We start from the raw sequence: 23,020 nt of genomic DNA, 5'->3' as shown, positions 1-23,020 counted from the left end.
GCCTGCTCAGGCGGTTTTTTTTGTTTTTTTGAAACGTTATGAATCAAAAACCCAGGTCAAAAGATCGCAGCCTCGTTTCACCTGTAGGAGCTGTCGAGTGAAACGAGGCTGCGATCTCTTGATCTTCCCCCCACAAACGAAAACGGCCAACCCAAAGGTCAGCCGTTGCTGAGTGTTGTCACTGTTCATAAAGTTATGCGAGTAGCCCTCGTACCTCCTGCTTGACGCCCCATCCTTCGATGATACCGCCCAGAGGCTCGACCACCGCCTCAAAGTCCTGCTCAAAGTCACCGATCCCGTCGTAGGTGGCGTACATCACTTTGCTCAGTTCCAGATGCCACGCGCCGTCATCGCGCACGCTGATCTGGGCATTCAAGGATTCACCACAAAAATGACCTGCCGCCCTGCGTGCCCGCTCCTCGTCCGGGAAAATGGCGTAGAACTCGATGGGATGGAATCGTGAAAAGTCGAAACCGCCTTCTTTCATGCGGCGCAACACGCTGCTGCTGATGTCTTCTTGATAGGCTGTGCTCATGAAACGTCCCCCTCAGACTGATGGATAGACTTTCCGTATTCCCTGCACTTTCAACCGATTGGTGAGAGCGATACGGCAACAGAGGTTGCCGACGGGAAACAAGCATGTAGCTGACAAGACCAGACCTTAGCGAGTCATTCGCTGATCTCGCTTGCAGAGTAGCCCCAAGATAGAGCTGCTGCCAAGGTCTGGGTGTGAATGTGACAAGAGGTGTATCAGATCGGGGTAATACTGATGATTTCAATGCTGTTCTGGGATTTCAGGCTTTTGACGGTCGGATCATCGGTACGACCCTCCAGATCATTGAGATCCAGTTCGGCAGCGATCGGCAGGCGTCGGGCACGAATGAGTTTGGCGGCTTGCTCGCTATTCGGGCATTCCTCGCACTCGAAGAGTTCGTCCACTGTTTCACCGTGATCATCCACGAAAGTGATTTTCCACTTTTGCATCGGTGCCTCCTCGATAAAACCCATGGATGGGCTTACTTCTATCTGGACTTTACCCCTGATTGATCGTTCAACGGATTACCGCGTGTCGGCATGAAAAAACACAGAACCTGAGGGAACGGGCTTGCTCGCGAAAGCGGTTTGTCTGTTACATCGATACTGAATGTGCCGACGTCTTCGCGAGCAAGCCCGCACACAAGGGAAATGCGTTGTGCTTGAAGATGCAGTCAGATCCGCACGTTACCTCGTGGCCCGGCGATGGCCCAGATGATCAGGCCCAGGACCGGCAGCAGCAGGATCAATAGCACCCAGATGATTTTCATCCCGGTCTCGGCGCCACTTTTAAGCACGTTGATGATGGCCCAGATATCCAGGGCAAGAATAATCAGGCCAACCAGGCTGTTGAACGTGGAACCCATGGTGACGCTCCCGAAGAGTGGTATGCCCTCTTAGGATAGTCGGGCCTTGCGAGGGTTCCGTTTTATTACCGTCCTGGACAGCTTCAGACGTGGATCGCGACTTTCAGGGCTTCCAGGGATGGCGCCGCGGCGATGCCGGCTTCGGCGCACAACTCCAGCACCCGTGGTACGTCGTTACCGTAGACCAGCACCACTTGCAGCTCGTCGTCGAGCAACTGGCTGAAGTTCATCAGCGTGTAACCGCCGTTTTCCTTGTTCATGCTGCTCATCTGCACCTGAATGCGATTGAGCGCCGTCAGGGCTTCGGTCTTGGCCAGTTGCTTGGGTTTGATGTTGAAATCGACACCGGGGCCGAACGAAGCGACGATTTGCGCAAACAGGTCCATGTAGGTGTCGGCCTGGAACAGCACGGTTTCCGGCAAGCTGCCGACGACCACCCACTCACCCAACGGGATCGGGAAGGTGTCGTCGTAGTTGATGTCCGGATTGGCCGTCAGAAAAGCTTCTGGATCGGCGTAGGCCTGAGCCGCTTCGTCAGCGACTTTCAGGATTTCGTCATCGCTCATGCACCCGGAGCTGATTTTGCTGATGAGTTCGACGAGTGCGGCTTTCATGAGGCGGATCCTGTAGCGAGGGAGATTTGAGGGCGCGAAGGATAGCGCAGGTTAAGCATGAAAACGAAAAGATCACAGCCTTCGGCAGCTCCTACATTGGTATGACGTGCGCTCTGGAGCTGCCGAAGGCTGCGATCTTTTAATGTGATCAGCCAAGCAATTTCTGCAATTGTGCAGTGGTATCCACCGCCCCCATGGTTTTGGCCGCGTCCAGCGCGGATACGCCGTTGGCATCCTTGGCTTTCGGATCGGCACCTTTACTGATCAGGTAGTCGATGATTTCGACGCGGTTGAACATTGCCGCCATCATCAACGCAGTGCGACCGTCGAAGGACGAACCTTCCACTTGCGCGCCACCTTCCACCAACGCCTTGACCACCGCCAGATCACCCTTGAATGCCGCGCCGGCAATCGGGCTCTGGCCGTTGTCATTGCGGATTTCCGGGTCGGCCTTGTGCTCAAGCAGGACTTTTACCGTCTCGACATGGCCGTGGTACGCGGCGAGCATCAGCAAGGTGTCGCCCTTGTGGTTGCGCAGGTTCGGCGGTAAGCCCTTGGTCAGCAGCGCAGCCATCATGGCCGCATCGCCCTCGCGCGCTTTGTTGAACACCTGTTCGGCGAATTCAGCAGCCTCTTCGGGCGTCATCTGGCGGCTTTTGTCTGACATTGGGGACTCCACATTCGGTCAATCGGAAAAGCCGATAGTTTCCCGAGCGGTCTGGAACCTGTCACTTCTTTTTTCTCATGAGTGGCCATAGCCACATTCAATAAGAGCCACATTCAATAAAGGCCCGATTCAGTAGCGGTACATGCCGCCGCGAATATCCGCCAGCACCTGCTCGGTGACTTGCACGTAAGTCTGGGTGCCCGGCAGCCAGGCGTAGATGGGGTCATCGCCGGTTTTGTTCGGGTCGAAGGCTTCGTCCTTGAGCCGGGTTTTCTGGTATTTGAAGGTCCCGGTGGTTTCCATTTTCACTTTCACCCGTAGGAATAGTGGCACCGCATAGGCAGGCATTTGCTGCCTGGCGAAAGCCAGTAACTCGCTGAAATCCAGGGTCGCCAGGGATTCAGCCGGCGTGATTGCCGCCATCCCGGCACGCCCGTTGGTGTTGTGGATTTCCACGCCATAAGCCACGGCTTCGGCGATCTGCGGATGTTGCAACAGGATGTTTTCGACCTCGGTGGTCGAGACGTTTTCGCCCTTCCAGCGGTAGGTGTCGCCCAAACGGTCGACAAACTGCGCATGGCCAAAACCGATGTTGCGCAGCAGATCACCGGTATTGAAGTAGCGGTCGCCCTTCTTGAACACGTCGTGGAGCACGACTTTTGCGGTCTTCTGCGGATCGGTGTATCCGTCCAGCGGCGCCTTGTCGTCGATCCTCGCCAGCAGTAAACCCTGCTCGCCCTTGGCCACTTTGCGCATGAAACCCTTGGTATCTCGCGTGGGGGCACCGCTGTCGTGGTCGTACGCCACCAGTTCCCAGGCCATCAGGGAAAAACCGATGGTGTTGTCGAAGTTGAGGATGTTGGTGAAGCCGATATTGCCATCGCTGGCGGCGTACAGCTCGCAGATATGGTCAACGGCAAAACGCGTCTTGAACTCGCTCCACGCGCCGGGGCGCAGACCATTGCCGATCATCTTCGTCACGCTGTGGCGACTGTCGTCGACGCTGCGCGGTTGATCCACCAGGTAGCGGCACAATTCGCCGACGTAACCGAGGGTGGTCGCCCGGTATTTGCGCACGTCACTCCAGAACTGGCTGGCGCTGAACTTGCGGCGGATGGCAAACCCCGACGCCCCGCTGATTGCCGAGCCCCAGCACACGCAGAGCCCGGTGGCGTGGTACAGCGGCAAGGTGCAATAGACGACGTCCTGCGGCTGCATGTCCAGGGCAATCAGCCCGAAGCTGGCGGAGCTGCGCATCCAACGGCCGTGTTTGAACACCCCGGCTTTGGGCAACCCGGTGGTGCCCGAGGTATAAATGTAGAAACAAGGATCGTCGAGAAAAACCTGCTGGCTGCTGACGGGGTTATCGCTGCACGCTTGGGCGCTAGTCGTCATCAGGTTGATGAAGCCATCGGGCGAATTGCCCGGATCACGATAAGTGTCTTGATCAGCGACAAACCAGGTGCGCGCCGCGTCGATGGACACCCGCTCGCGAACCGCATTGAAGACCGGAACCAGCTCTTCTCCGACCACGATCGCTACAGGCGCCACCAGATTCAGGCTATGGGCCAGGGTATCGCGGGTCTGGGAGGTATTGAGCAAAGCGCTGATCGCGCCGACCTTGGCCACCGCCAATATCGTCACCAACAGTTCCGGACGGTTCTCGATAAAGATCGCCACCACATCGCCCTTGCCGATGCCTTGGGCAATCAGGTGATGGGCGATGCGATTGGCCCACTGATTGACCTGTGCATAAGTGAGCGCCACCTCGCCCTGCAGCAAGGCCGGGCCCTCGGGGTTGCGCAACGTCGCCTGCTCGAAGCTCCAGCCGAGGCCACACGGTTGGGTCGGGTCCTTGACGTTGGCGGCTTTCATGCCCTTCACCACGCGAGGAATGGCTTTGGCAATGGAAGGCAGCTTGCGGAGCATCATGCCCCAGGTAATCGTGTCGTTCAGCGTGCGGCTCATGATGCTCCCGTTCGATCTTCTTATTGTCGGGTGGCGTTGATTGAGGCCGAAAATACGTCAGCGGTTCTTGAGCTGTACACGCGGTTTTTGAAATATTTTGTATCCGGAACCCTGGCGTAGCGATTGGTTCCATCGAATTCGCGACCGACCACGCAAAATGCAGGATGCACGATGGGCATTCATGCAGATTGCACGAAAGCATAGAAATACAATTTTTATAACTTATTGATTTATAAGTATTTTTAAAAAATCAGGTGCTGGCACAATCACTGCAACTACCTCTCCATGTAGCCCTTCAAAGCACTCACGGAGCTGATAGACATGAGCCTGATCCAGGAAAAATTTTCGTCGCTATTCTCCAACTTCGAAGTGACCACCCAGCCACGGCCTGACGGCGGCATTCTGCTGACCCTGCGCAGTACGGACGGCAAAGTCTTCAAACGTTCGATTTCCTACCAGCAACTGCATGCCGGCGATCAGCTGTCGTGGGTGATCAGCGCGATACGTCGTGACGTCGCCGAACAGGCCAGCGAACTGCCGCAGATCTCCATGCTGCAAAGCCAGCAACGGTTCGCCTTGCCGACTTATCACTCGGTTTAAACCCTGCGGTTGTATAAATAAACGCGCTACAAACAAACAGGCCGTGAGCGCTTCTGCGTCACGGCCTGAGTTGTTTCTGGCTTTGCACAACCCAGGTTACGTGGTTTACAGGGCAGAAGGCGGGAGCAACGATTGGCCTCTACTCAGTCCTCGAGACGCGGGAAACGGCTGGCGATGTCATCGCCGGTGAAATTAGCCACCCAGCCTTCGGAGTTGCTGAACAGACGGATCGCGACGAAATGCGGATGCTCGCCCATGTCGAACCAATGCGGCGTACCGGCGGGCACCAGGATCAGGTCGTTTTTCTCGCAGAGCACGGCGTAGACGTAATCGTCGATGTGCAGGGAGAACAAACCACGGCCAGAGACGAAAAATCGTACTTCGTCTTCAGCGTAACGGTGTTCATCGAGGAACCTGGCGCGCAGTTCGGCTTTTTGCGGCTGATCGCTGTTCAAACTGACGACGTCGACAGTGAGGTAACCGCGCTCGGTCATCAATTTGTCGATGTGCTCCTGATACGCGGCGATCACTTCTTCCTGGCTGGCACCGGGCTGGATTTTCGCCGTGGCTTGCCAACGGTCGAAACGCACGCCCTGCTCGGCCAGGGTCGAGGCGATGTCCTCGAGGTGGGTCAGGACTTTGTTTGGTATTTCAGGGCTGGAGACGTGATAAACGGACAGGCTGCTCATTCTGGGCAACTCCTTAACGGTTCATGCTTCATGTTCGAGAGCGAGCGCGTCTTCAACTCGCACTCGAACAAAAATTCAAAGGCCTCGATCGGTCGCAGTGCGTCGCTCATGCGCGCGCCCCACGTCGATGATTTCCCGGGCGAGATAATCGCAGGCCAGGCTCATGGCCTGTCCTCTTGCATACGTGTGGCAATGATAACGGCAGCGGCGAAGGCTGCGAGACTGGCAATACTAAAGGTCAATGTGGCACCGAGGGCATTCCAGCTGTAACCGGAATACAACGCGCCCAATGCGCCACCGGTGCCAGCCAACGCGGCATACAACGCCTGGCCCTGCCCTTGCTGACGCGCGCCGAAGCTACGTTGCACGAACTGGATAGCAGCCGCGTGAAAGCTGCCGAAGGTGGCGGCGTGCAGCACTTGGGCGAACAGCAACACCCAGAGGAATTCAGCAAACGAACCGAGCAACAACCAACGCAACGCCGCCAGCAGGAAACTCGCCAACAGCACCCGGCGCACCGAGAAGCGCGCAAGGATCTTGCTCATGGCCAGAAACATCAAGACTTCGGCAACCACGCCGACCGCCCAGAGCATGCCGATCAGCCCACGACTGTAACCAAGTCGCTCAAGGTGCAGGGTCACAAAGGTGTAATACGGCCCGTGACTCATCTGCATCAGCGCTACGCAACCGTAGAATGCCAACACGCCGGGGTTGCGCAATTGCTGAAGGAATCCCTCCCCCGCCAACCGGTCACTCTGAATCGGTTGCGCATTGGGCACCCACAAACTGCTGACCACGATCCCGGCCATGATCAGCACCAGCGCCACCGGATAGATGTCCAGGCTAAGCCATTCGAACAACCGGCCGAGGGCGACCACGGTGATGATGAAACCGATGGAACCCCACAGGCGAATCTGACTGTAGCGAGATGTCTGCCCCTGCAAATGCGCCAGGGTGATGACTTCGAACTGCGGCAACACCGCATGCCAGAAGAACGCGTGCAAGGCCATGACCATCGCCAGCCATGCGTAGCTTTTGCTGACGAAAATCAGTGAGAAGGTCAGCAGCGTACAGACCGCGCCGAACCGCACGATGGCCAGCCGTCGCCCGGTGTAGTCACCGAGCCAGCCCCAGATGTTCGGCGCCACGCAGCGCATCAGCATCGGGATCGCCACCAGTTCGCCAATGCGCGCACTGGAAAAGCCCAAGTGATCAAAGTACAGCGCCAGGAATGGCGCTGTCGAACCGAGCAAGGCGAAATAGAACAGATAGAAACTGGAAAGCCGCCAATACGGAAGCGCCGTCACGTCGTCAGGCACCGGCTGCTATGAGGTTCTGCACAAAAACCGCCTGCGCGACGAGTTTTCGTACAGACCCTGCGTCAGCCATTAAAGCTGACCCAGCACCGGAGTGCTCACGCGCACATCGACGTTCTGCCCGCGGTGACGCAGCAGGTGATCCATCAATACGATGGCCATCATCGCTTCGGCAATCGGCGTGGCGCGGATGCCGACGCACGGGTCGTGACGGCCCTTGGTGACAACCTCAACCGGGTTGCCATGGATGTCGATGGAACGGCCCGGTGTGGTGATGCTCGATGTCGGCTTAAGCGCCAGGTGCGCCACGATCGGCTGACCGGACGAGATGCCACCGAGAATGCCGCCGGCGTTGTTGCTGAGGAAACCTTCCGGGGTCATTTCATCACGGTGTTCGGTGCCGCGCTGGGCGATGCTGGCAAAACCGGCGCCGATCTCAACGCCTTTGACCGCGTTGATGCTCATCAGCGCGTGGGCCAGTTCGGCGTCGAGGCGGTCGAAGATCGGCTCGCCGAGGCCCGGCATCACGCCTTCGGCGACCACGGTGATTTTCGCGCCGACCGAATCCTGGTCGCGACGCAACTGGTCCATATAGGCTTCCAGCTCCGGCACTTTGTCCGGGTCGGGGCTGAAGAAGGCGTTTTCTTCCACCGAATCCCAGGTCTTGAACGGGATTTCGATCGGGCCGAGCTGGCTCATGTAGCCACGAATGACGATGCCTTGGGTGGCCAGGTACTTTTTCGCAATCGCCCCTGCCGCCACGCGCATGGCGGTTTCACGGGCCGAACTGCGACCGCCGCCGCGATAATCGCGCTCGCCGTATTTGTGGTGGTAGGTGTAGTCGGCGTGGGCCGGGCGGAACAGATCCTTGATCGCCGAATAGTCCTTGGACTTCTGGTCGGTGTTGCGGATCAACAGGCCGATGGCGCAACCGGTGGTGCGGCCTTCGAACACGCCAGAGAGGATTTCGACTTCGTCAGCTTCCTGGCGCTGGGTGGTGTGGCGGCTGGTGCCGGGCTTGCGGCGATCCAGGTCGCGCTGCAGATCCTCAAGGGAAATCTCCAGGCCCGGCGGGCAGCCATCGACAATGGCGACCAACGCCGGGCCATGGCTTTCGCCCGCGGTGGTGACAGTGAACAGCTTGCCGTAGGTATTGCCGGACATGCGGGACGCTCCGTGAAATCGAAACTAAAATACGTAATGCGCGCCAGTATACGCAGGCTACCCGACTAGTTCATCCTCGAACCTTATGGGTGCTTGCGAGTCCAACCGGCACCTTGTTGATGATGGCGTGATGATGCTGCGAGTTCTAGCCTTGAGCCTTACCTTGTTTACCGGCTTTGCACAGGCCACTGTCCTACAACGTCCCATCACATTGGACACGGGCAGCGGTGAGCTTTTCGGCTCGCTGTTGCTGCCCAAGTCCGACACGCCAGTGCCGGTTGTCCTGATCATTTCCGGCTCCGGTCCTACGGATCGTGACGGAAACAACCCCGACGGCGGACGCAACGACAGCCTCAAACGGCTGGCCTGGGTGCTGGCCAAACACAATATCGCCAGCGTGCGTTACGACAAGCGCGGCGTGGCGGCGAGCCTGGCTGCGACTCCAGACGAACGTAATCTGTCGGTGGAGGCCTATGTGGCCGACGCCGAAGCCTGGGGCCACAAGCTCAAAACCGATCCGCGCTTTGGCAAACTGATTTTGCTCGGCCACAGCGAAGGTGCGTTGATCGCCAGCCTCGCGGCACCAAACATCGATGCCGCGGCGGTGATTTCCATGTCCGGCAGCGCCCGGCCGATCGATCAGGTACTGCGCCAGCAATTGAGCAATCGCCTGCCGCCACCGTTGATGCTGCGCAGCAATGAATTGCTCGACAGCCTCAAGGCCGGCCACACCGACGACAACGTGCCGCCGCAATTGCAGGTGATTTTCCGCCCCAGCGTGCAGCCGTATCTGATTTCGCTGTTCCGCCAAGACCCGGCGGCGGCCTTCGCCAAATTGAAAATGCCGGCGCTGATCATCCAGGGCAGCAACGACATTCAGGTCGGCGTGGGTGACGCCAGAGCACTCAAGGCCGCAAAACCGGACGCCGAACTGGCGCTGATCGAAGGCATGAACCACGTGATGCGCATCGTGCCCAACGACGTGAAGCGGCAATTGGCCTCCTATAAAGATCCGCAATTACCACTGGCGGCCGAACTCGGCGCGCGAATCCTCGAGTTTATTGACGGACTTCGCGCCAGTTAACCGAGGTCAGGGGGCGTTCTCAACTAGTTTTCACGCCGCGCCGGGCCTGCTGTTGTGCCTTAAAGCGGGCCAGCCTGCGTTGCAGGCCTTGGAAAGGGAACAACCATTACCAGCGGCCTGCGCCTTGCCTGGTCCGCTTTAAGGCGACAACGCGGCGTGAAAACTAGTTGAGAACGCCCCCTAGCCCTCCAGTCCTGAAAAAAACGGCCGATAAGCCTTTGTCGCCAGCGCACTGGCTGGCGGCAAGCAGGGCTTGGACAGGATCTCGCCGTTATGACTGATACCCAGACTTCACCCGACACCACCGCTGAAAAAGACGCACCGCCAGCGGTCGAGCTGCCGTGGGCGGACGTCCACGTCGAGCACCACAAAATGCTCCGTCTGGCGCCGCTGCAAACCGACCGCAACACTGGCGGGCGGCCGTTGCGCTTTGTCGAATTCGGTTACGCCGAACGCAATAGCAAGGAACACAGCCTGCTGCGCATGACCATCAAGCTGCCGGGCCAGCGGGTGCGCAAAGAACAGAATCATCTGGATGTCTGGGTTGATCACGCGGCCAAACGTGTGCATTTCGGCCCGGAAAGTGGCTTGCAGATCGAGCCGATGAACCGTGGCATCGGGCGTTATATGGCCGCTCAGGGCATTACGTGGGCGAAGAAAAGATGGCCCGCCTACACCGTCGACGGCACTGACCTGAACAACAAGGATGCGCTGAACGAAGACACTCGCCTGCGCCGCGATCACTTTCTGCGGGTGCACGGTTTTGACGTGGTCTACGCCGACGCCCAGCATTTGAAGGGCAGCGTTAAAGAGGTGTCGGTCGGTGATTTGCTCGGCGACTGGAACAGCGAAAAGTTGCAGCAGGTGGAAATCCTCGAAGCCGCGCAGATGCTCCAGCAAGCCGAGCAGAATCTGGCGGAACAGGAAGTCAAACTGAAGAAGCACGAAGAAAAAGTCAGCAAGTACAAACGCGAAGACGCCGGGCTGCGTTTTACCATTACCTGTCTGGTGGCGTTTGCGGTGTTTCAGGCGGGGTTGTTGATCTGGATTGCTACGCACCGGTAATGGGAGCCAAGCCTAAAAAGATCGCAGCCTTCGGCAGCTCCTACAGGGTTGGGTGTACACCTGTAGGAGCTGCCGAAGGCTGCGATCTTTTGCTTTTAAGGATTAAACGCGAGAAGCGAACAGCGCCTGGTGATCGCGGCACTGCTGCGCCGCCAGCATGAACACCCCATGCCCACCGCGCTCGAACTCCAGCCAGGCGAAGTCGACTTCCGGGTACAGCGCCTCGACGTGAACCTGGCTGTTACCCACCTCGACAATCAGCAAACCCTTCTCGGTCAGATGATCCGCCGCTTCGGCGAGCATGCGGCGCACCAGGTTCAAACCGTCGTCGCCACAGGCCAGGCCCAGTTCGGGTTCGTGCTGATACTCGTCCGGCATGTCGGCGAAATCTTCCGCATCGACGTAAGGCGGGTTCGACACAATCAGGTCGAAACGTTGCCCCGGCAAGCCATCAAAACCATCGCCCTGAACAGTGAACACGCGCTCATCGACACCGTGACGCTCGATATTCTGGTTCGCCACTTCCAGCGCTTCGAACGACAGATCGGCCAGTACCACTTCGGCGTTCTGGAACTCATAAGCACAGGCGATGCCGATGCAACCGGAACCGGTGCACAGGTCGAGAATGCGCGCAGGTTCGGCGCCGAGCCACGGTTCGAAACGCTTTTCGATCAGTTCGCCAATTGGCGAACGCGGGATTAGTACGCGTTCGTCGACAATGAACGACATACCGCAGAACCAGGCTTCACCCAGTAGGTAAGCGGTCGGAATGCGCTCTTCGATACGACGTTTGAGCAGGCGCTGCAAGTTGACCAGTTCGTCCTCTTCCAGATTGCAGTCGAGGTAGCTATCAGCGATTTCCCACGGCAAGTGCAGCGCACCCAACACCAGTTGACGGGCTTCGTCCCAGGCGTTGTCGGTCCCATGGCCGAAAAACAGATCCTCCCCATGGAAGCGGCTGACGGCCCAACGGATATGGTCACGCAGGGTACGAAGTCGGGAAGTGATCACGGGGCAAACTCCAGAAAAAACGACTGACGATTCTAACAGCCAAAAGACGCCACGACGACGCAGGAAAAACACCGGACCAGATGTAGGACTCTTCTATTTTTTCAGCAAGCTATTGAACAGAACGAGTATCTTGACAAGGCTGCGACCCAACAACGGCGGTGCCTACGATGGTAGCGATTCACAGAAGCGCTCAGCCAGAGGACAATGTCGCAAAAGCCCCACCCGAAGGAGCCCCAGAATGTCCGTTCCAAAAACGATGTTTCAACTCAGCGGCCGTGGTTATGCGGCGGCCAATCTGGGTCATGCGACCCTTGTCATCATCGATGCCCAGAAAGAATACCTCAGCGGCCCCTTGGCCCTGAGCGGCATGGATGCTGCCGTCGCGAACATCAAGCAACTGGTCGCCGCTGCCCGTGCAGCCGGTCGGCCGATCGTGCACGTGCGCCACCTCGGCACCGTCGGTGGGCTGTTCGACCCGCAAGGCGAGCGCGGTGAATTCATTCCGGGCCTTGAGCCGCAGAGCGGCGAAACCATCATCGGCAAACTGCTGCCGAGTGCCTTTCACGGCACCGAACTGTATGACCGCCTGCAGGATCTCGGCTCGCTGGACCTGATCGTGTGCGGTTTCATGAGCCACTCCAGCGTCAGCACCACTGTGCGGGCGGCGAAGAACCTGGGCTTTCGCTGCACCCTGGTGGAAGATGCCTGCGCGACGCGGGATTTGCCTTGCAAGGGCGGGATTCTCAGCGCCGAACACGTTCAACAGACCGAGATGGCGATCATGGCGGACAATTTCGCCACCCTCGCCCAGACCCGCGAACTGATCTGATCGACCGTCGATGAGCGGTCCATGCCGCCGCTCATCCGCAAAAGCCTCTCATTTGCTGTAATTGCCCTAGCCTCAGGAACATCCCGGTCAACTCCCGGTCGAAGGGCCGATACCCATTGAGGAAGGTCGGAATGAAGTTATCCGATGGTTTTGATGCACGCCGCTTGCGGCCCAAAGGCCAAAGCAACTGGCGTTTTCGCTTCGGCGCAGCCATTGCCGCTCTGCTGGCGATGTGCGGCGTGCTGCTGGTGATGGCAGGTGCCGCCAGCCTGCTCGGCCAAGCGCCCGCCCTGGGCGAGTTGAATACCAACCGGGTCGGTTCAGCAGTGATTTTGGCGATTGGCCTGTTCGTGCTGTACATCGGGGTGTGGCTGTGGCGCCGCTGCCGCCGCCGTTCGCGTCAATCGCAAGAGCTGAACATGTCCCCGCATTTGATGAAAAAACACGACTGAGCCGAACGCCACGCGTTTTGTCGCGCCCCATTCGCTTCGACTTGGGTAAACTGGCCGCCCTTCGCGGAGGCTGACATGCAAGACGACGATTTTTCCCTGTTCAAAAGCGCGATCCAAGGCGTCAAGCCGATCAAGCACGATCGCGCCGAAACCGGCAAACCCAAGGCCGACCGCGCGCAAATCGCCAAGCTGCGCCAGGCCGCCACTGTGCGCACCGATGCCACCACCGTTGACGGGCTATCTGATCAGTTCGTCATTGATGTCGGCCCCGAAGATGAGCTGATGTGGGCCCGCGACGGCGTTCAGGAAAGCCAGATGCGCAAGCTCAAGATCGGACAGATTCCGTTCGAAGGCAGTCTCGACCTGCATGGCATGAACGTGGAAAAGGCCCGTGAGACCCTATGGGCCTTTCTGGCCGAAGCGACCAAATTCGAAATCCGCTGCGTACGTGTCACCCACGGCAAAGCGGTGCGCCTGGACGGCAAGCGGCCGATGATCAAAAGCCACGTCAACACCTGGCTGCGCCAGCATTCACAGGTGCTTGGCTTCACCTCGTGCCAACCGAAACACGGCGGCGCCGGAGCGGTTTATGTGATGCTCAAACGCACCATGATGGAAGGTCGCGACGAGTGATGCCGTCGCTTCACGCTTGCAGCGCCGTGTCCGTCACCGTACCCTTGCCCTTTGCGTAAAATCCCACAGGTAGTTTCATGTCCCTGGAACAGAATTACACCGAGATTCTCGGCCAATTGGGCGAGGACGCCTCCCGCGAGGGCCTGCTCGACACGCCAAAACGTGCCGCCAAAGCCATGCAGTACCTCTGCCGCGGTTATGAACAGACACTGGAAGAGGTCACCAACGGTGCCTTGTTCAGTTCCGACAACAGCGAGATGGTGCTGGTCAAGGACATCGAGCTCTACTCGTTGTGCGAGCACCACATGCTGCCGTTCATCGGCAAGGCCCATGTTGCCTACATCCCGAGCGGCAAGGTCCTTGGGCTGTCGAAAGTCGCGCGGATCGTCGATATGTACGCTCGCCGCCTGCAGATCCAGGAAAACCTCAGTCGCCAGATCGCCGATGCGGTCCAGCAGGTCACCGGCGCCCTGGGCGTGGCGGTGGTGATCGAGGCCAAGCACATGTGCATGATGATGCGCGGTGTGGAGAAACAGAACTCGACGATGATCACCTCGGTGATGCTCGGCGAGTTCCGCGAAAACGCGGCCACCCGCAGCGAGTTTCTCAGCCTGATCAAGTAACTCGCAGCACGAAGAAAACCGGCACTGATCGCCGGTTTTTTTTCGCCTGCGAAAATCAGGTAAGCTGCGCGCCTTCTGTTTGCCCCTGTGAGGCTTATACCATGTTCGTTAAAGCGCTTCGTGTCGGCCTTGGCCAACTGATCATCTTCATCGACTTCATTACTCGTCCGGGCAAAAAACAGCGCCCTGCCGAAGCTCAGGCTCAGGTCAACACGGCCGCCAAGGACCTGACCCTGTATCAGTTCCACGCTTGCCCGTTCTGCGTGAAAACCCGCCGCACCCTGCGTCGCCTGAACGTTCCGGTGGCGTTGCGCGATGCGAAGAACAACGAACAGGATCGCCAGGCTCTGCTGGAGCAAGGTGGCAAGATCAAGGTGCCGTGCCTGCGCATCGAAGAGAATGGCCAGACCACCTGGATGTATGAATCCAAGGTGATCATTGATTATCTGGATAAGCGGTTTGCTGCAGCCTGATGATGTGGTGCTGCTGATGGCCTCTTCGCGGGCAAGCCTTGCTCCTACAGGTTGGCGGTGTGTGCGAATGGTCACCTCGCCCCCGTAGGAGCGAGGCTTGCCCGCGAAGGCGTCAGCACAAGCACTACAAATCCTGGGCAAAAATAAACCGGCCGATTGGCCGGTTTGTTGTTTATACCCTCCCCTCAAGCCGCTTCTGCCGCCTGGGCCTCGCGCACCACCGTCGCCAATCGCTTGAGCCCTTCGTCCAGTCGCACCGGGTCGATGTGGCTGAAGTTCAGCCGCAGATGACCGGGATTCTTGTCCGGCTCAGGAAAAAACGGTTCGCCCGGCATAAACGCCACATCCGCCGCCAGCGCAGCCTTGAGCAGCGTGCGCGTATCCAGCGGCTGCTTGAGCGTCAGCCAGAAAAACAACCCGCCCTGCGGCACGTTCCACTGCGCCAGATCGGAAAAGTGCGTTTCCAATGCCGACTGAAACGCATCCCGACGAACCCGATAGAAGTCGCGCAACTCACCCAGATGCTGTTGGTATTTCTCAGTGCCGATCCATTGCAACGCTTGCCATTGTCCGATGCGGTTGGTGTGCAGATCGGCCGATTGCTTGAGCCGCAACAAGTGAGGAAACAGGTCTGGGCTGGCGATCAGGTAACCGACCCGCAGGCCCGGCAACAGGGTTTTCGACACGGTGCCGGTGTAGATCCAGCTGGCTTTGTTCAAGCGGCTGACGATCGGCGTGGCACTGCCGCCGTCGAAGGTCAGTTCGCGGTAGGGTTCGTCTTCGATCAGGGTTACGCCGAACTCGTCGAGCAACGCCGCCACTGCATCGCGCTTAGCCTCGCTGTAGCGCACTGCCGACGGGTTCTGAAACGTCGGGATGAGGTAGATGAACGCGGGCTTGTGTTTTTCCAGACGGCTGCGCAATTGCACCAGGTTCGGGCCGTCGGCTTCCTGCGGGACGGTGATGCAGTCGGCGCCAAACAGCTGAAAAATCTGCAACGCCGCCAGGTAGGTCGGCGCTTCGAGCAGAATCTCGGTGCCTTTGTCGATGTACAGCTTGGCCGCCAGATCGAGGGTTTGCTGGGAGCCGCTGACCACCAATACCTGACTCGCCTCACACGGCACACCCAACGCTCGGGCTTCGGCCGCCAGCGCCTCACGCAGCGCCGGTTCGCCTTCACTCATGCCGTATTGCCCCATGGACAGCGGCATGTCGGCCCACTCGACTTTCGGCAACATGGCTTCGGCCGGTAAACCGCCAGCGAAAGACATCACTTCCGGACGCTGGGCGGCGGCGAGGATTTCACGGATCAAAGAACTTTTAAGGCGCGAGACACGTTCGGAAAAAGCCATGGGGTCACCGGTAGCGAGGCCTGAGGAAAATGAGTCAAACTGGTTGACCGAAATTACGACAGACTGAACGGATACGTCAACATGCTTGACCTTAAAAACCCCAGCACTCAGCAACAAGCCATGGAAGCGTTTTTCTTCGGTTACCAGGCGTTCACCGCCAAAGCCGACGAAATGCTCGAGCGTCGCGGCTTGAGCCGGGTGCATCAACGCATCGTGTTTTTCATCGCCCGCTACCCTGCCCTCAGCGTCAAGGAGTTGCTGGCGTTGCTCGGCGTGAGCAAACAGGCACTGAACATTCCGTTGCGACAATTGGTGGAAATGCATTTGGTGAACAGCGTCGCGTCCGAGACCGACAAGCGTAAGCGGCTGCTGGAACTGACTGCGGAAGGCGCGCGGTTCGAGCAGTCATTGCGGCGCGAGCAGGTGAAATTGCTCGAGCGGGTGTTTGCCGAAGCTGGGGAGACGGCGGTTAATGGGTGGTTGGCGGTGAATCTGGCGTTAGGAGAAGTCACCAGAGTTGACCGGGACGACACCTGACTGTGGCGAGGGAGCTTGCTCCCGTTCGGCTGCGCAGCAGTCGCAAAGAACGATAACGCCGGTATGCCTGAAAAATCGCCACCGCCTGAGTCGGGCCGCTGCGCGCCCCAGCGGGAGCAAGCTCCCTCGCCACAAAAAGCTCGCTACACGTCACATTTCTTATCCATATACCCCGCCTGCCATTTTTTTTGCCTACAAAATCAAAAACATTATTTGCTTTATTTGTATACAAAAGCATAATTCGCTTCGTGCGAGTTCCTGACCATAAGGTCAACAAATTCGCAAGTACCTCAAAGGGTCGCTGCCGCCCTCATGGGTCCGGCCCTGGAAATAACAATAAAACTCTTGAGGAGTACTCGCTGTGGAAAGCCGCAAATCCGAAGCCCCGACGCTGGAACTCTCGCCGCCATTACACAATGGTTGGCTGGAGCGCATCTTCAAACTCAGCTTGCACGGCACCACGGTGAAGACCGAGCTGATTGCCGGTCTGACAACCTTCATCACCATGGCCTACATCATCTTCGTCAACCCGAACATCATGGCCGATGCCGGCATCGACCACGGTGCGGCGTTCGTCGCCACCTGCATCGCCGCCGCGCTGGGTTGCCTGCTGATGGGCCTGTATGCCAACTGGCCGGTCGGCCTGGCACCGGGCATGGGCCTGAACGCGTTCTTCACTTACACCGTGGTCGGCACCATGGGCTACAACTGGGAAACCGCCCTCGGTGCGGTGTTCGTCTCCGGTGTGTTGTTCATGTTCCTGACCTTTTCGCGGATTCGCGAATGGCTGCTCAACAGCATTCCAGTGAGTTTGCGCTTTGCCATGGGCGCCGGCGTGGGCCTGTTTCTGGGGCTGATCGGTTTGAAAACCGCTGGCATCGTTGTCGATAGCCCGGCCACTCTGATCAAGCTTGGTTCCCTGCGCGAACCTGGCCCGTTGCTGGCGGCCATTTGCTTCCTGATGATTGCCGTGCTCAGCTACCACAAAGTGTTCGGCGCGATCCTCATCAGCATCATCACCGTGACCCTGGCCGGTTGGGGCCTGGGCCTGGTGCACTACGAGGGCATCATGTCTGCCCCGCCGAGCCTGGCACCGACCTGGATGGCCATGAATGTCGCCGGCGTATTCAACGTCAGCATGATCAGCGTGGTACTCGCTTTCCTCTTTGTGCACATGTTCGACACCGCTGGGACACTAATGGGCGTCGCCCAGCGCGCCAACCTGGTGAACGCTGACGGCCGGATCGAAAACCTTTCCCGCGCCATGAAAGCCGACAGTGCTTCCAGCGTATTTGGTGCGGTGGTCGGTGTTCCGCCAGTCACCAGCTATGTGGAAAGTGCCGCTGGTGTCGCAGCGGGTGGTCGGACTGGTCTTACCGCAGTGACCGTAGGTGTGCTATTTATTGCCGCAATGTTTTTTGCACCGCTGGCTGGCATGATCCCCGCTTATGCAACCGCCGGTGCGCTGATTTATGTGGCGATGCTGATGATGGGCGGCATGGCGCATATCGAATGGGACGAAGCGACCGACAGCATTCCGGCGATCGTTACCGCGATCATGATGCCGCTGACCTTCTCGGTCGCCGACGGTATCGCGCTGGGCTTTATCACTTACGTAGTGCTGAAGGCTTTCACCGGTAAGCACAAGGAAATTTCCGTCAGTTTGTGGGTGCTCTGCGCGATCTTCATCGCCAAGTTCATTTTCTTGTAAGCCGTCTACGTTTCAAAAACAGTGTTTCAAAATAGCCTCACCCCGTCGGGTGGGGCTTTTGCACATAGGGAGGAAAGTGATGAGTCTGGAAACCTGGCTGCTGTTCAGCGGCGCTGCGCTGGTGGTGATCCTGATCCCGGGACCATTGTCGTTGCTGATGATCAGCAACAGTCTGAATTACGGTTTGCGCCGCTCTTACCCGGCGTTTCTGGGCGGCGTGATTGCGTCGATCTGCCTGCTCAGTGCTTCGGCGCTTGGCTTGGGTGCATTGTTGCTGGCGTCGGAACAGCTGTTCAGCGCCCTGAAAATCGTCGGTGCGTTGTACCTGTTCTATCTCGCCTGGCAGAGCTGGCAGCAATCGCGTCAGCCCTCCCAAGGCGCCAAAGTGCCCCAGGCTGCGCCGGTGCCGCGCTTTCGTGCACTGTTCGGGCGCGCGTTCATGCTCGGCGCGAGCAATCCGAAAGACATTTTGTTCTTCGCCGCTTTCCTGCCGCAGTTTCTGGGTGCCGAGCAGCCCTTCTTGCCGCAGTTGCTGGTGATGATTGCCACCTGGACTGTGCTGGATCTGCTGTGCAAATTGGCTTATGGGCTGGGGGCTCACGGCGCGGCGCGGTATTTGCGCAGCGGCAATGGGCAGAGCTGGTTCAATCGGGTGAGTGCGGGGTTGTTTAGCGGGGCTGGTGCGGCGTCGTTGTTGAGCCGCTAAGGGCAAAAGATCGCAGCCTCGTTGCACTCGACAGCTCCTACAGGGGGAATGTGTTTCCATGTAGGAGCTGCCGAAGGCTGCGATCTTTTGACTTTTCTACAGGCAAAAAAAAAGCCCGCAGTATGAGCGGGCGAAAGACCAAAGAAGCTGCGCAGGATTTTTTTTTTTTGGGGGGGGGGAAGTCCTAGCTTCCTCTATAGGTCGAATAGCTATACGGAGAAATCAACAACGGCACGTGGTAGTGATCCTGTTCTGCAGAGATGCCGAAACGCAGCACCACCACATCCAGGAACGCAGGCTCAGGCAGCTGAACCCCACGGGTGCGGTAGTAATCACCCGCATGAAACTGAAGCTGATAGACCCCGGACCGATAGTCATCACCTTGCAGCAGCGGCGAATCGACACGGCCATCGCTGTTGGTAATCGTAGTGGAGACCAATTCCAGCTGCGAACCTTCAACGCGGTACAACTCGACCTTGATCGAGCTGCCCGGGCAACCGTGTGCAGCGTCCAAAACGTGTGTAGTCAAACGTCCCATTGATTCTGCGCGCCTGCCTGCGTGGAGCAGTCAGACCTCGCGCCTCCCGAAGTCAGTTGAAAAGGAGACCGCACCGTTTCGGAGCACGAAAAGCTGCGGCGAGCGACTGATTAAGACACTTTTCATAAAAATTGTACACAATAAAAACGACATTTTACCGCTACCACCTCCATTCAGGGTTTGTCAGCGAATCTTGCGCCGAACCATAAGATCAGAGGACCTCTTATCCATTAGCTGACCAGTCAGGCAGGTTTCTTGCAGTACCCATCAAAGTGGATAGCCAATGAAAAATGCAAAAAAACAGGCTTACAAAGTGAATATAAAGTTGTATACAATCAACCCATCGCTGTGACGCCAGCCTGCCCTCTCATCGCCAGGCCGCCACACACACCCTGACTTTGAACAAGTCGACACGAACAAAAAGGAAGACTGCAGTGAGCGCTGACTATCCACGCGACCTGATCGGTTATGGCAGTAACCCTCCTCACCCACACTGGCCGGGCAATGCCCGCATCGCGCTGTCCTTCGTGCTCAACTATGAGGAAGGTGGCGAGCGCAATATCCTGCACGGCGATAAAGAGTCCGAAGCGTTCCTCTCGGAAATGGTCTCGGCGCAGCCGCTGCAAGGCGAGCGCAACATGAGCATGGAATCCCTTTACGAGTATGGCAGCCGAGCCGGCGTCTGGCGGATTCTGAAACTGTTCAAGGAATTCGACATTCCGCTGACCATCTTCGCCGTGGCCATGGCCGCACAGCGCCATCCGGATGTAATCCGCGCCATGGTCGATGCCGGCCACGAGATCTGCAGCCACGGCTACCGCTGGATCGACTACCAGTACATGGACGAAGCGCAGGAACGCGAGCACATGCTCGAAGCGATCCGCATCCTCACCGAAATCACCGGCGAGCGCCCACTGGGCTGGTACACCGGCCGCACCGGCCCGAACACCCGTCGACTGGTGATGGAAGAAGGCGGTTTTCTTTACGACTGCGACACCTACGACGACGACCTGCCCTACTGGGAACCGAACAACCCGACCGGCAAGGCGCATCTGGTGATCCCGTATACCCTGGACACCAACGACATGCGCTTCACCCAGGTCCAGGGTTTCAACAAGGGCGACGATTTTTTTGAATACCTGAAAGACGCATTCGATGTGCTGTATGCCGAAGGCGCCGAAGCGCCGAAGATGTTGTCGATCGGCCTGCACTGCCGTCTGATTGGCCGTCCGGCGCGCCTGGCCTCGCTCAAACGCTTTATCGAATACGCTAAAAGTCATGAACAGGTGTGGTTCAGCCGCCGCGTCGACATCGCTCGCCACTGGCACGAAACCCACCCGTTCCAAGGGGGCGCGAAATGAGCACCTTTCAAACCATCAAACCCTCGAGCCTGAGCCGCGATGCGTTCGTCGCCGCCTTCGCCGACATTTACGAACATTCGCCATGGGTGGCCGAGAAGGCCTTCGACCTGGGCCAGGACGCTTCGATCGACGAGATCGAAACCCTGCACCAGCGCATGAGCGACATCTTGTTGAGCGCTGATCACACAAGCCAACTGGCCCTGATCAACGCTCACCCGGACCTGGCCGGTAAAGCCGCCGTCCAAGGCCAGCTTACCGCGGCCAGTACTGAAGAACAGTCGGGCGCGGGGATTCACCAATGCTCGAGCGATGAGTTCCAGCGCTTCACCGAGCTGAACGACGCCTACAAGGCCAAGTTCAAGTTTCCCTTCATCATGGCGGTAAAAGGCAGCAACCGGCATCAGATCCTCGCGGCGTTCGAAACGCGCATTCACAACTCGGTCGACACCGAATTCAAATGCGCGCTGGCGCAGATCAACAAGATCGCGTTGTTCCGATTACTGACCCTATAGCGAACTTGGCCCGAGCGTTAAAAAACGCGGAAAACGCCCAGGGCCCTGCGAGCATCCCAAGCCAACTTATTAAAGGCAGACAAGAAGAATGAAAGCTTACGCCGTACCTTTCGAGAAGTTCGTCAACCTGGCCGACGCCCGCCTGGGCACCAAAATCATCTCGGTCACCGATGACTGGTTCGCCGACGCCAACCGTCTGTTCCAACCGACCCCGGCCGTGTGGAAGGAGGGCGTGTTCGATGACAACGGCAAGTGGATGGACGGCTGGGAGTCGCGCCGCAAGCGCTTCGAAGGCTACGACAGCGCGGTGATCCGCCTGGGCGTACCGGGCTCGATCAAGGGCGTGGACATCGACACTTCATTCTTCACCGGCAACTTCCCGCCGTCGGCTTCCCTGGAAGCCTGCTTCCTGGCTACGGGCGAGCCGGACGAAAACACCCAGTGGACTGAAGTGCTGTCCGCCGTCGAGTTGCAAGGCAACAGCCACCACTACCACGAAATCAACAACGACCAGGCGTTCAGCCACCTGCGCTTCAACATCTACCCGGATGGCGGCGTGGCCCGTCTGCGCGTGTACGGCATTCCGTTCCGCGACTGGTCCGCTGTGGGCGACAACGAACAAGTCGACCTGGCTGCAGCCCTGAACGGCGGCCGGGCGCTGGCCTGCTCCGACGAGCACTTCGGCCGCATGAGCAACATCCTCAACCCGGGCCGTGGCATCAACATGGGCGATGGCTGGGAAACCGCCCGTCGTCGCACGCCGGGCAATGACTGGGTGATCGTCGCGCTGGGCCATGCCGGCGAGATCGAAAAAGTCATCGTCGACACCCTGCACTTCAAGGGCAACTACCCGGACACTTGCTCGATCCAGGGTGCATTCGTGAAAGGCGGCACCGACAGCCAGATCGAAACCCAATCGCTGTTCTGGCGCGAACTGTTGCCAAGCCAGAAGCTGGAAATGCACGCCGAACACACCTTCGCCGAGCAGATCAAGGCGCTGGGCCCGATCACCCACATCCGCCTGAACGTGTTCCCGGATGGTGGTGTGAGCCGCCTGCGGGTATTGGGCAAGGTCGCTAAATAAGCGCTGAACCCAATCGCCAGCAGGCTGGCTCCCACAGGGAAATGCATTCCAAATGTGGGAGCTAGCCTGCTAGCGATAGCAACAGAACCAACAACACAGAATTCGGAAAAGAAGACCAGCATGCGCACATTGACGATTGAACCGCTGACCAAAGAAGCCTTCGCCCCTTTCGGTGACGTGATCGAAACCGACGGCAGCGATCACTTCATGATCAACAACGGTTCGACCATGCGCTTTCACAAACTGGCGACGGTGGAAACCGCTACGCCAGAGGACAAGGCGATCATCAGCATTTTCCGCGCCGATGCGCAGGACATGCCGCTGACCGTCTGCATGCTGGAGCGTCATCCGCTGGGCAGCCAGGCTTTCATTCCGCTGCTCGGCAACCCCTTTCTGATCGTGGTCGCGCCACTTGGCGATGAACCTGTATCAGGCTTGGTCCGCGCCTTCGTCACCAACGGCAGGCAGGGCATTAATTACCATCGCGGCGTCTGGCACCACCCGGTGCTGACGATCGAAAAGCGGGATGACTTCCTGGTGGTTGATCGCAGTGGCACAGGCAATAACTGCGATGAGCATTTTTTCAAAGAGGATGAGCGTTTGATCCTCGCCCCCCACCAATAAGAGAAGG

The 23,020-nt window shown here is 58.3% G+C and carries 27 protein-coding genes and 1 pseudogene; 15 read left to right on the top strand and 13 right to left on the bottom strand.

All coding sequences use genetic code 11. The features are described from left to right. Positions 1–193: 193 nt before the first annotated feature. From ACZ89R_RS27295 to ACZ89R_RS27270, 6 genes are all read right to left on the bottom strand, one after another. Positions 194–535 carry a ribonuclease E inhibitor RraB gene (locus ACZ89R_RS27295; RefSeq protein WP_007902188.1) on the bottom strand — a complete coding sequence of 114 codons (342 nt, stop codon included), beginning with the start codon at positions 533–535 and terminating at the stop codon, positions 194–196. 215 nt (positions 536–750) lie between these two features. Further along, positions 751–984 carry a hypothetical protein gene (locus ACZ89R_RS27290; protein ID WP_008073014.1) on the bottom strand — a complete coding sequence of 78 codons (234 nt, stop codon included), beginning with the start codon at positions 982–984 and terminating at the stop codon, positions 751–753. A 224-nt stretch (positions 985–1,208) separates the two neighbouring features. Next, entirely contained in the window at positions 1,209–1,400 is a 192-nt protein-coding gene (locus ACZ89R_RS27285; RefSeq protein WP_007902193.1) for a PLDc N-terminal domain-containing protein, read from the bottom strand. 83 nt (positions 1,401–1,483) lie between these two features. Next, entirely contained in the window at positions 1,484–2,014 is a 531-nt protein-coding gene (locus ACZ89R_RS27280; RefSeq protein ID WP_429547530.1) for a hypothetical protein, read from the bottom strand. A gap of 148 nt (positions 2,015–2,162) precedes the next feature. Then, entirely contained in the window at positions 2,163–2,681 is a 519-nt protein-coding gene (locus ACZ89R_RS27275; RefSeq protein WP_429547531.1) for an ankyrin repeat domain-containing protein, read from the bottom strand. A gap of 129 nt (positions 2,682–2,810) precedes the next feature. After that, complete coding sequence (locus tag ACZ89R_RS27270; protein ID WP_429547532.1) at positions 2,811–4,649, bottom strand: long-chain-acyl-CoA synthetase; 1,839 nt, start codon at positions 4,647–4,649, stop codon at positions 2,811–2,813. A 321-nt stretch (positions 4,650–4,970) separates the two neighbouring features. On the opposite strand from ACZ89R_RS27270, the gene ACZ89R_RS27265 reads away from it, so the two are divergent. Beyond that, positions 4,971–5,249 (top strand): DUF3509 domain-containing protein, encoded by a 279-nt coding sequence (locus tag ACZ89R_RS27265; RefSeq protein WP_007898807.1) that lies wholly within the window; start codon positions 4,971–4,973, stop codon positions 5,247–5,249. 143 nt (positions 5,250–5,392) lie between these two features. On the opposite strand, the gene ACZ89R_RS27260 is transcribed toward ACZ89R_RS27265, so the two are convergent. The 4 genes and pseudogenes from ACZ89R_RS27260 to aroC form a co-directional block, all read right to left on the bottom strand. Beyond that, a complete protein-coding gene (locus ACZ89R_RS27260) occupies positions 5,393–5,938 on the bottom strand; it encodes a 1,2-dihydroxy-3-keto-5-methylthiopentene dioxygenase (protein ID WP_429547533.1) in 546 nt (181 codons plus the stop codon). Continuing rightward, positions 5,935–6,063 (bottom strand): annotated as a pseudogene (locus tag ACZ89R_RS27255) (hypothetical protein); the annotation flags it as partial. The pseudogene ACZ89R_RS27255 and the gene ACZ89R_RS27260, both read right to left, overlap by 4 nt. Positions 6,064–6,099: 36 nt before the next feature. Further along, complete coding sequence (locus ACZ89R_RS27250; protein ID WP_429547534.1) at positions 6,100–7,245, bottom strand: MFS transporter; 1,146 nt, start codon at positions 7,243–7,245, stop codon at positions 6,100–6,102. A gap of 81 nt (positions 7,246–7,326) precedes the next feature. Further along, entirely contained in the window at positions 7,327–8,418 is a 1,092-nt protein-coding gene (gene aroC, locus ACZ89R_RS27245; protein WP_030131637.1) for a chorismate synthase, read from the bottom strand. Between the two features lie 85 nt (positions 8,419–8,503). On the opposite strand from aroC, the gene ACZ89R_RS27240 reads away from it, so the two are divergent. Both ACZ89R_RS27240 and ACZ89R_RS27235 read left to right on the top strand, forming a co-directional pair. Next, positions 8,504–9,502 (top strand): alpha/beta hydrolase, encoded by a 999-nt coding sequence (locus ACZ89R_RS27240; RefSeq protein WP_429547535.1) that lies wholly within the window; start codon positions 8,504–8,506, stop codon positions 9,500–9,502. Positions 9,503–9,775: 273 nt separating this feature from the next. After that, entirely contained in the window at positions 9,776–10,567 is a 792-nt protein-coding gene (locus ACZ89R_RS27235) for a hypothetical protein (protein WP_192346965.1), read from the top strand. 102 nt (positions 10,568–10,669) lie between these two features. On the opposite strand, the gene prmB is transcribed toward ACZ89R_RS27235, so the two are convergent. Further along, on the bottom strand, positions 10,670–11,578 hold the full coding sequence (gene prmB / locus ACZ89R_RS27230; RefSeq protein ID WP_429547536.1) for a 50S ribosomal protein L3 N(5)-glutamine methyltransferase: 909 nt from the start codon (positions 11,576–11,578) through the stop codon (positions 10,670–10,672). 238 nt (positions 11,579–11,816) lie between these two features. Here prmB and ACZ89R_RS27225 point away from each other — a divergent pair, with 238 nt between their 5' ends. The 5 genes from ACZ89R_RS27225 to ACZ89R_RS27205 all read left to right on the top strand — a co-directional run bounded on the left by ACZ89R_RS27225 (position 11,817) and on the right by ACZ89R_RS27205 (position 14,588). Next, positions 11,817–12,407 carry a cysteine hydrolase family protein gene (locus ACZ89R_RS27225; RefSeq protein ID WP_123496332.1) on the top strand — a complete coding sequence of 197 codons (591 nt, stop codon included), beginning with the start codon at positions 11,817–11,819 and terminating at the stop codon, positions 12,405–12,407. Between the two features lie 131 nt (positions 12,408–12,538). Further along, positions 12,539–12,859, top strand: coding sequence for a hypothetical protein (locus tag ACZ89R_RS27220; protein WP_007898816.1), 321 nt, complete (start codon positions 12,539–12,541; stop codon positions 12,857–12,859). 75 nt (positions 12,860–12,934) lie between these two features. After that, positions 12,935–13,492 carry a Smr/MutS family protein gene (locus ACZ89R_RS27215; RefSeq protein WP_007898817.1) on the top strand — a complete coding sequence of 186 codons (558 nt, stop codon included), beginning with the start codon at positions 12,935–12,937 and terminating at the stop codon, positions 13,490–13,492. Positions 13,493–13,569: 77 nt separating this feature from the next. Then, positions 13,570–14,115 (top strand): GTP cyclohydrolase I FolE, encoded by a 546-nt coding sequence (gene folE, locus ACZ89R_RS27210; RefSeq protein ID WP_007898818.1) that lies wholly within the window; start codon positions 13,570–13,572, stop codon positions 14,113–14,115. 101 nt (positions 14,116–14,216) lie between these two features. After that, positions 14,217–14,588, top strand: coding sequence for a glutathione S-transferase N-terminal domain-containing protein (locus ACZ89R_RS27205; RefSeq protein WP_008076356.1), 372 nt, complete (start codon positions 14,217–14,219; stop codon positions 14,586–14,588). 185 nt (positions 14,589–14,773) lie between these two features. Here ACZ89R_RS27205 and ACZ89R_RS27200 read toward each other — a convergent pair whose 3' ends face one another. Next, a complete protein-coding gene (locus ACZ89R_RS27200) occupies positions 14,774–15,940 on the bottom strand; it encodes an aminotransferase-like domain-containing protein (RefSeq protein ID WP_429547537.1) in 1,167 nt (388 codons plus the stop codon). Positions 15,941–16,021: 81 nt separating this feature from the next. On the opposite strand from ACZ89R_RS27200, the gene ACZ89R_RS27195 reads away from it, so the two are divergent. The 3 genes from ACZ89R_RS27195 to ACZ89R_RS27185 all read left to right on the top strand — a co-directional run bounded on the left by ACZ89R_RS27195 (position 16,022) and on the right by ACZ89R_RS27185 (position 18,894). Continuing rightward, positions 16,022–16,477: a MarR family winged helix-turn-helix transcriptional regulator gene (locus ACZ89R_RS27195; RefSeq protein WP_429542788.1), complete on the top strand. Its 456-nt coding sequence runs from the start codon at positions 16,022–16,024 to the stop codon at positions 16,475–16,477. A gap of 361 nt (positions 16,478–16,838) precedes the next feature. After that, positions 16,839–18,188: an NCS2 family permease gene (locus ACZ89R_RS27190; protein ID WP_192346971.1), complete on the top strand. Its 1,350-nt coding sequence runs from the start codon at positions 16,839–16,841 to the stop codon at positions 18,186–18,188. Positions 18,189–18,267: 79 nt separating this feature from the next. Next, complete coding sequence (locus ACZ89R_RS27185) at positions 18,268–18,894, top strand: LysE family translocator (RefSeq protein ID WP_429547538.1); 627 nt, start codon at positions 18,268–18,270, stop codon at positions 18,892–18,894. 184 nt (positions 18,895–19,078) lie between these two features. Here ACZ89R_RS27185 and uraH read toward each other — a convergent pair whose 3' ends face one another. Further along, on the bottom strand, positions 19,079–19,432 hold the full coding sequence (uraH, locus tag ACZ89R_RS27180; protein ID WP_429547539.1) for a hydroxyisourate hydrolase: 354 nt from the start codon (positions 19,430–19,432) through the stop codon (positions 19,079–19,081). Positions 19,433–19,866: 434 nt separating this feature from the next. Here uraH and puuE point away from each other — a divergent pair, with 434 nt between their 5' ends. The 4 genes from puuE (at position 19,867) to ACZ89R_RS27160 (ending at position 23,013) form a co-directional block, all read left to right on the top strand. Continuing rightward, the gene (gene puuE, locus ACZ89R_RS27175) at positions 19,867–20,793 is read left to right on the top strand and encodes an allantoinase PuuE (RefSeq protein ID WP_429547540.1); all 927 of its coding nucleotides are present in this window, start codon (positions 19,867–19,869) and stop codon (positions 20,791–20,793) included. Further along, positions 20,790–21,305: a 2-oxo-4-hydroxy-4-carboxy-5-ureidoimidazoline decarboxylase gene (gene uraD / locus ACZ89R_RS27170; protein WP_429547541.1), complete on the top strand. Its 516-nt coding sequence runs from the start codon at positions 20,790–20,792 to the stop codon at positions 21,303–21,305. Before puuE ends, uraD begins: the two co-directional genes overlap by 4 nt. An 88-nt stretch (positions 21,306–21,393) precedes the next feature. Continuing rightward, on the top strand, positions 21,394–22,389 hold the full coding sequence (alc, locus tag ACZ89R_RS27165) for an allantoicase (protein ID WP_429547542.1): 996 nt from the start codon (positions 21,394–21,396) through the stop codon (positions 22,387–22,389). A gap of 120 nt (positions 22,390–22,509) precedes the next feature. Continuing rightward, positions 22,510–23,013: an ureidoglycolate lyase gene (locus tag ACZ89R_RS27160; RefSeq protein ID WP_007898831.1), complete on the top strand. Its 504-nt coding sequence runs from the start codon at positions 22,510–22,512 to the stop codon at positions 23,011–23,013. The last annotated feature ends 7 nt before the right edge of the window (positions 23,014–23,020 follow it).

It is taken from the genome of Pseudomonas sp. TE3728 (assembly GCF_056279145.1).
Note: the sequence above shows the minus strand (reverse complement) of the source record. Positions and strands in the feature narration are given on the sequence as shown.

Bases quoted from the DNA above. Each gene is read 5' to 3' on its own strand.
- ACZ89R_RS27295 (WP_007902188.1), bottom strand. From the start codon at position 535: ATGAGCACAGCCTATCAAGAAGACATCAGCAGCAGCGTGTTGCGCCGC.
- ACZ89R_RS27290 (WP_008073014.1), bottom strand. From the start codon at position 984: ATGCAAAAGTGGAAAATCACTTTCGTGGATGATCACGGTGAAACAGTG.
- ACZ89R_RS27285 (WP_007902193.1), bottom strand. From the start codon at position 1,400: ATGGGTTCCACGTTCAACAGCCTGGTTGGCCTGATTATTCTTGCCCTG.
- ACZ89R_RS27280 (WP_429547530.1), bottom strand. From the start codon at position 2,014: ATGAAAGCCGCACTCGTCGAACTCATCAGCAAAATCAGCTCCGGGTGC.
- ACZ89R_RS27275 (WP_429547531.1), bottom strand. From the start codon at position 2,681: ATGTCAGACAAAAGCCGCCAGATGACGCCCGAAGAGGCTGCTGAATTC.
- ACZ89R_RS27270 (WP_429547532.1), bottom strand. From the start codon at position 4,649: ATGAGCCGCACGCTGAACGACACGATTACCTGGGGCATGATGCTCCGC.
- ACZ89R_RS27265 (WP_007898807.1), top strand. From the start codon at position 4,971: ATGAGCCTGATCCAGGAAAAATTTTCGTCGCTATTCTCCAACTTCGAA.
- ACZ89R_RS27260 (WP_429547533.1), bottom strand. From the start codon at position 5,938: ATGAGCAGCCTGTCCGTTTATCACGTCTCCAGCCCTGAAATACCAAAC.
- aroC (WP_030131637.1), bottom strand. From the start codon at position 8,418: ATGTCCGGCAATACCTACGGCAAGCTGTTCACTGTCACCACCGCGGGC.
- ACZ89R_RS27240 (WP_429547535.1), top strand. From the start codon at position 8,504: ATGGGTGCTTGCGAGTCCAACCGGCACCTTGTTGATGATGGCGTGATG.
- ACZ89R_RS27235 (WP_192346965.1), top strand. From the start codon at position 9,776: ATGACTGATACCCAGACTTCACCCGACACCACCGCTGAAAAAGACGCA.
- ACZ89R_RS27225 (WP_123496332.1), top strand. From the start codon at position 11,817: ATGTCCGTTCCAAAAACGATGTTTCAACTCAGCGGCCGTGGTTATGCG.
- ACZ89R_RS27220 (WP_007898816.1), top strand. From the start codon at position 12,539: ATGAAGTTATCCGATGGTTTTGATGCACGCCGCTTGCGGCCCAAAGGC.
- ACZ89R_RS27215 (WP_007898817.1), top strand. From the start codon at position 12,935: ATGCAAGACGACGATTTTTCCCTGTTCAAAAGCGCGATCCAAGGCGTC.
- folE (WP_007898818.1), top strand. From the start codon at position 13,570: ATGTCCCTGGAACAGAATTACACCGAGATTCTCGGCCAATTGGGCGAG.
- ACZ89R_RS27205 (WP_008076356.1), top strand. From the start codon at position 14,217: ATGTTCGTTAAAGCGCTTCGTGTCGGCCTTGGCCAACTGATCATCTTC.
- ACZ89R_RS27200 (WP_429547537.1), bottom strand. From the start codon at position 15,940: ATGGCTTTTTCCGAACGTGTCTCGCGCCTTAAAAGTTCTTTGATCCGT.
- ACZ89R_RS27195 (WP_429542788.1), top strand. From the start codon at position 16,022: ATGCTTGACCTTAAAAACCCCAGCACTCAGCAACAAGCCATGGAAGCG.
- ACZ89R_RS27185 (WP_429547538.1), top strand. From the start codon at position 18,268: ATGAGTCTGGAAACCTGGCTGCTGTTCAGCGGCGCTGCGCTGGTGGTG.
- uraH (WP_429547539.1), bottom strand. From the start codon at position 19,432: ATGGGACGTTTGACTACACACGTTTTGGACGCTGCACACGGTTGCCCG.
- uraD (WP_429547541.1), top strand. From the start codon at position 20,790: ATGAGCACCTTTCAAACCATCAAACCCTCGAGCCTGAGCCGCGATGCG.
- alc (WP_429547542.1), top strand. From the start codon at position 21,394: ATGAAAGCTTACGCCGTACCTTTCGAGAAGTTCGTCAACCTGGCCGAC.
- ACZ89R_RS27160 (WP_007898831.1), top strand. From the start codon at position 22,510: ATGCGCACATTGACGATTGAACCGCTGACCAAAGAAGCCTTCGCCCCT.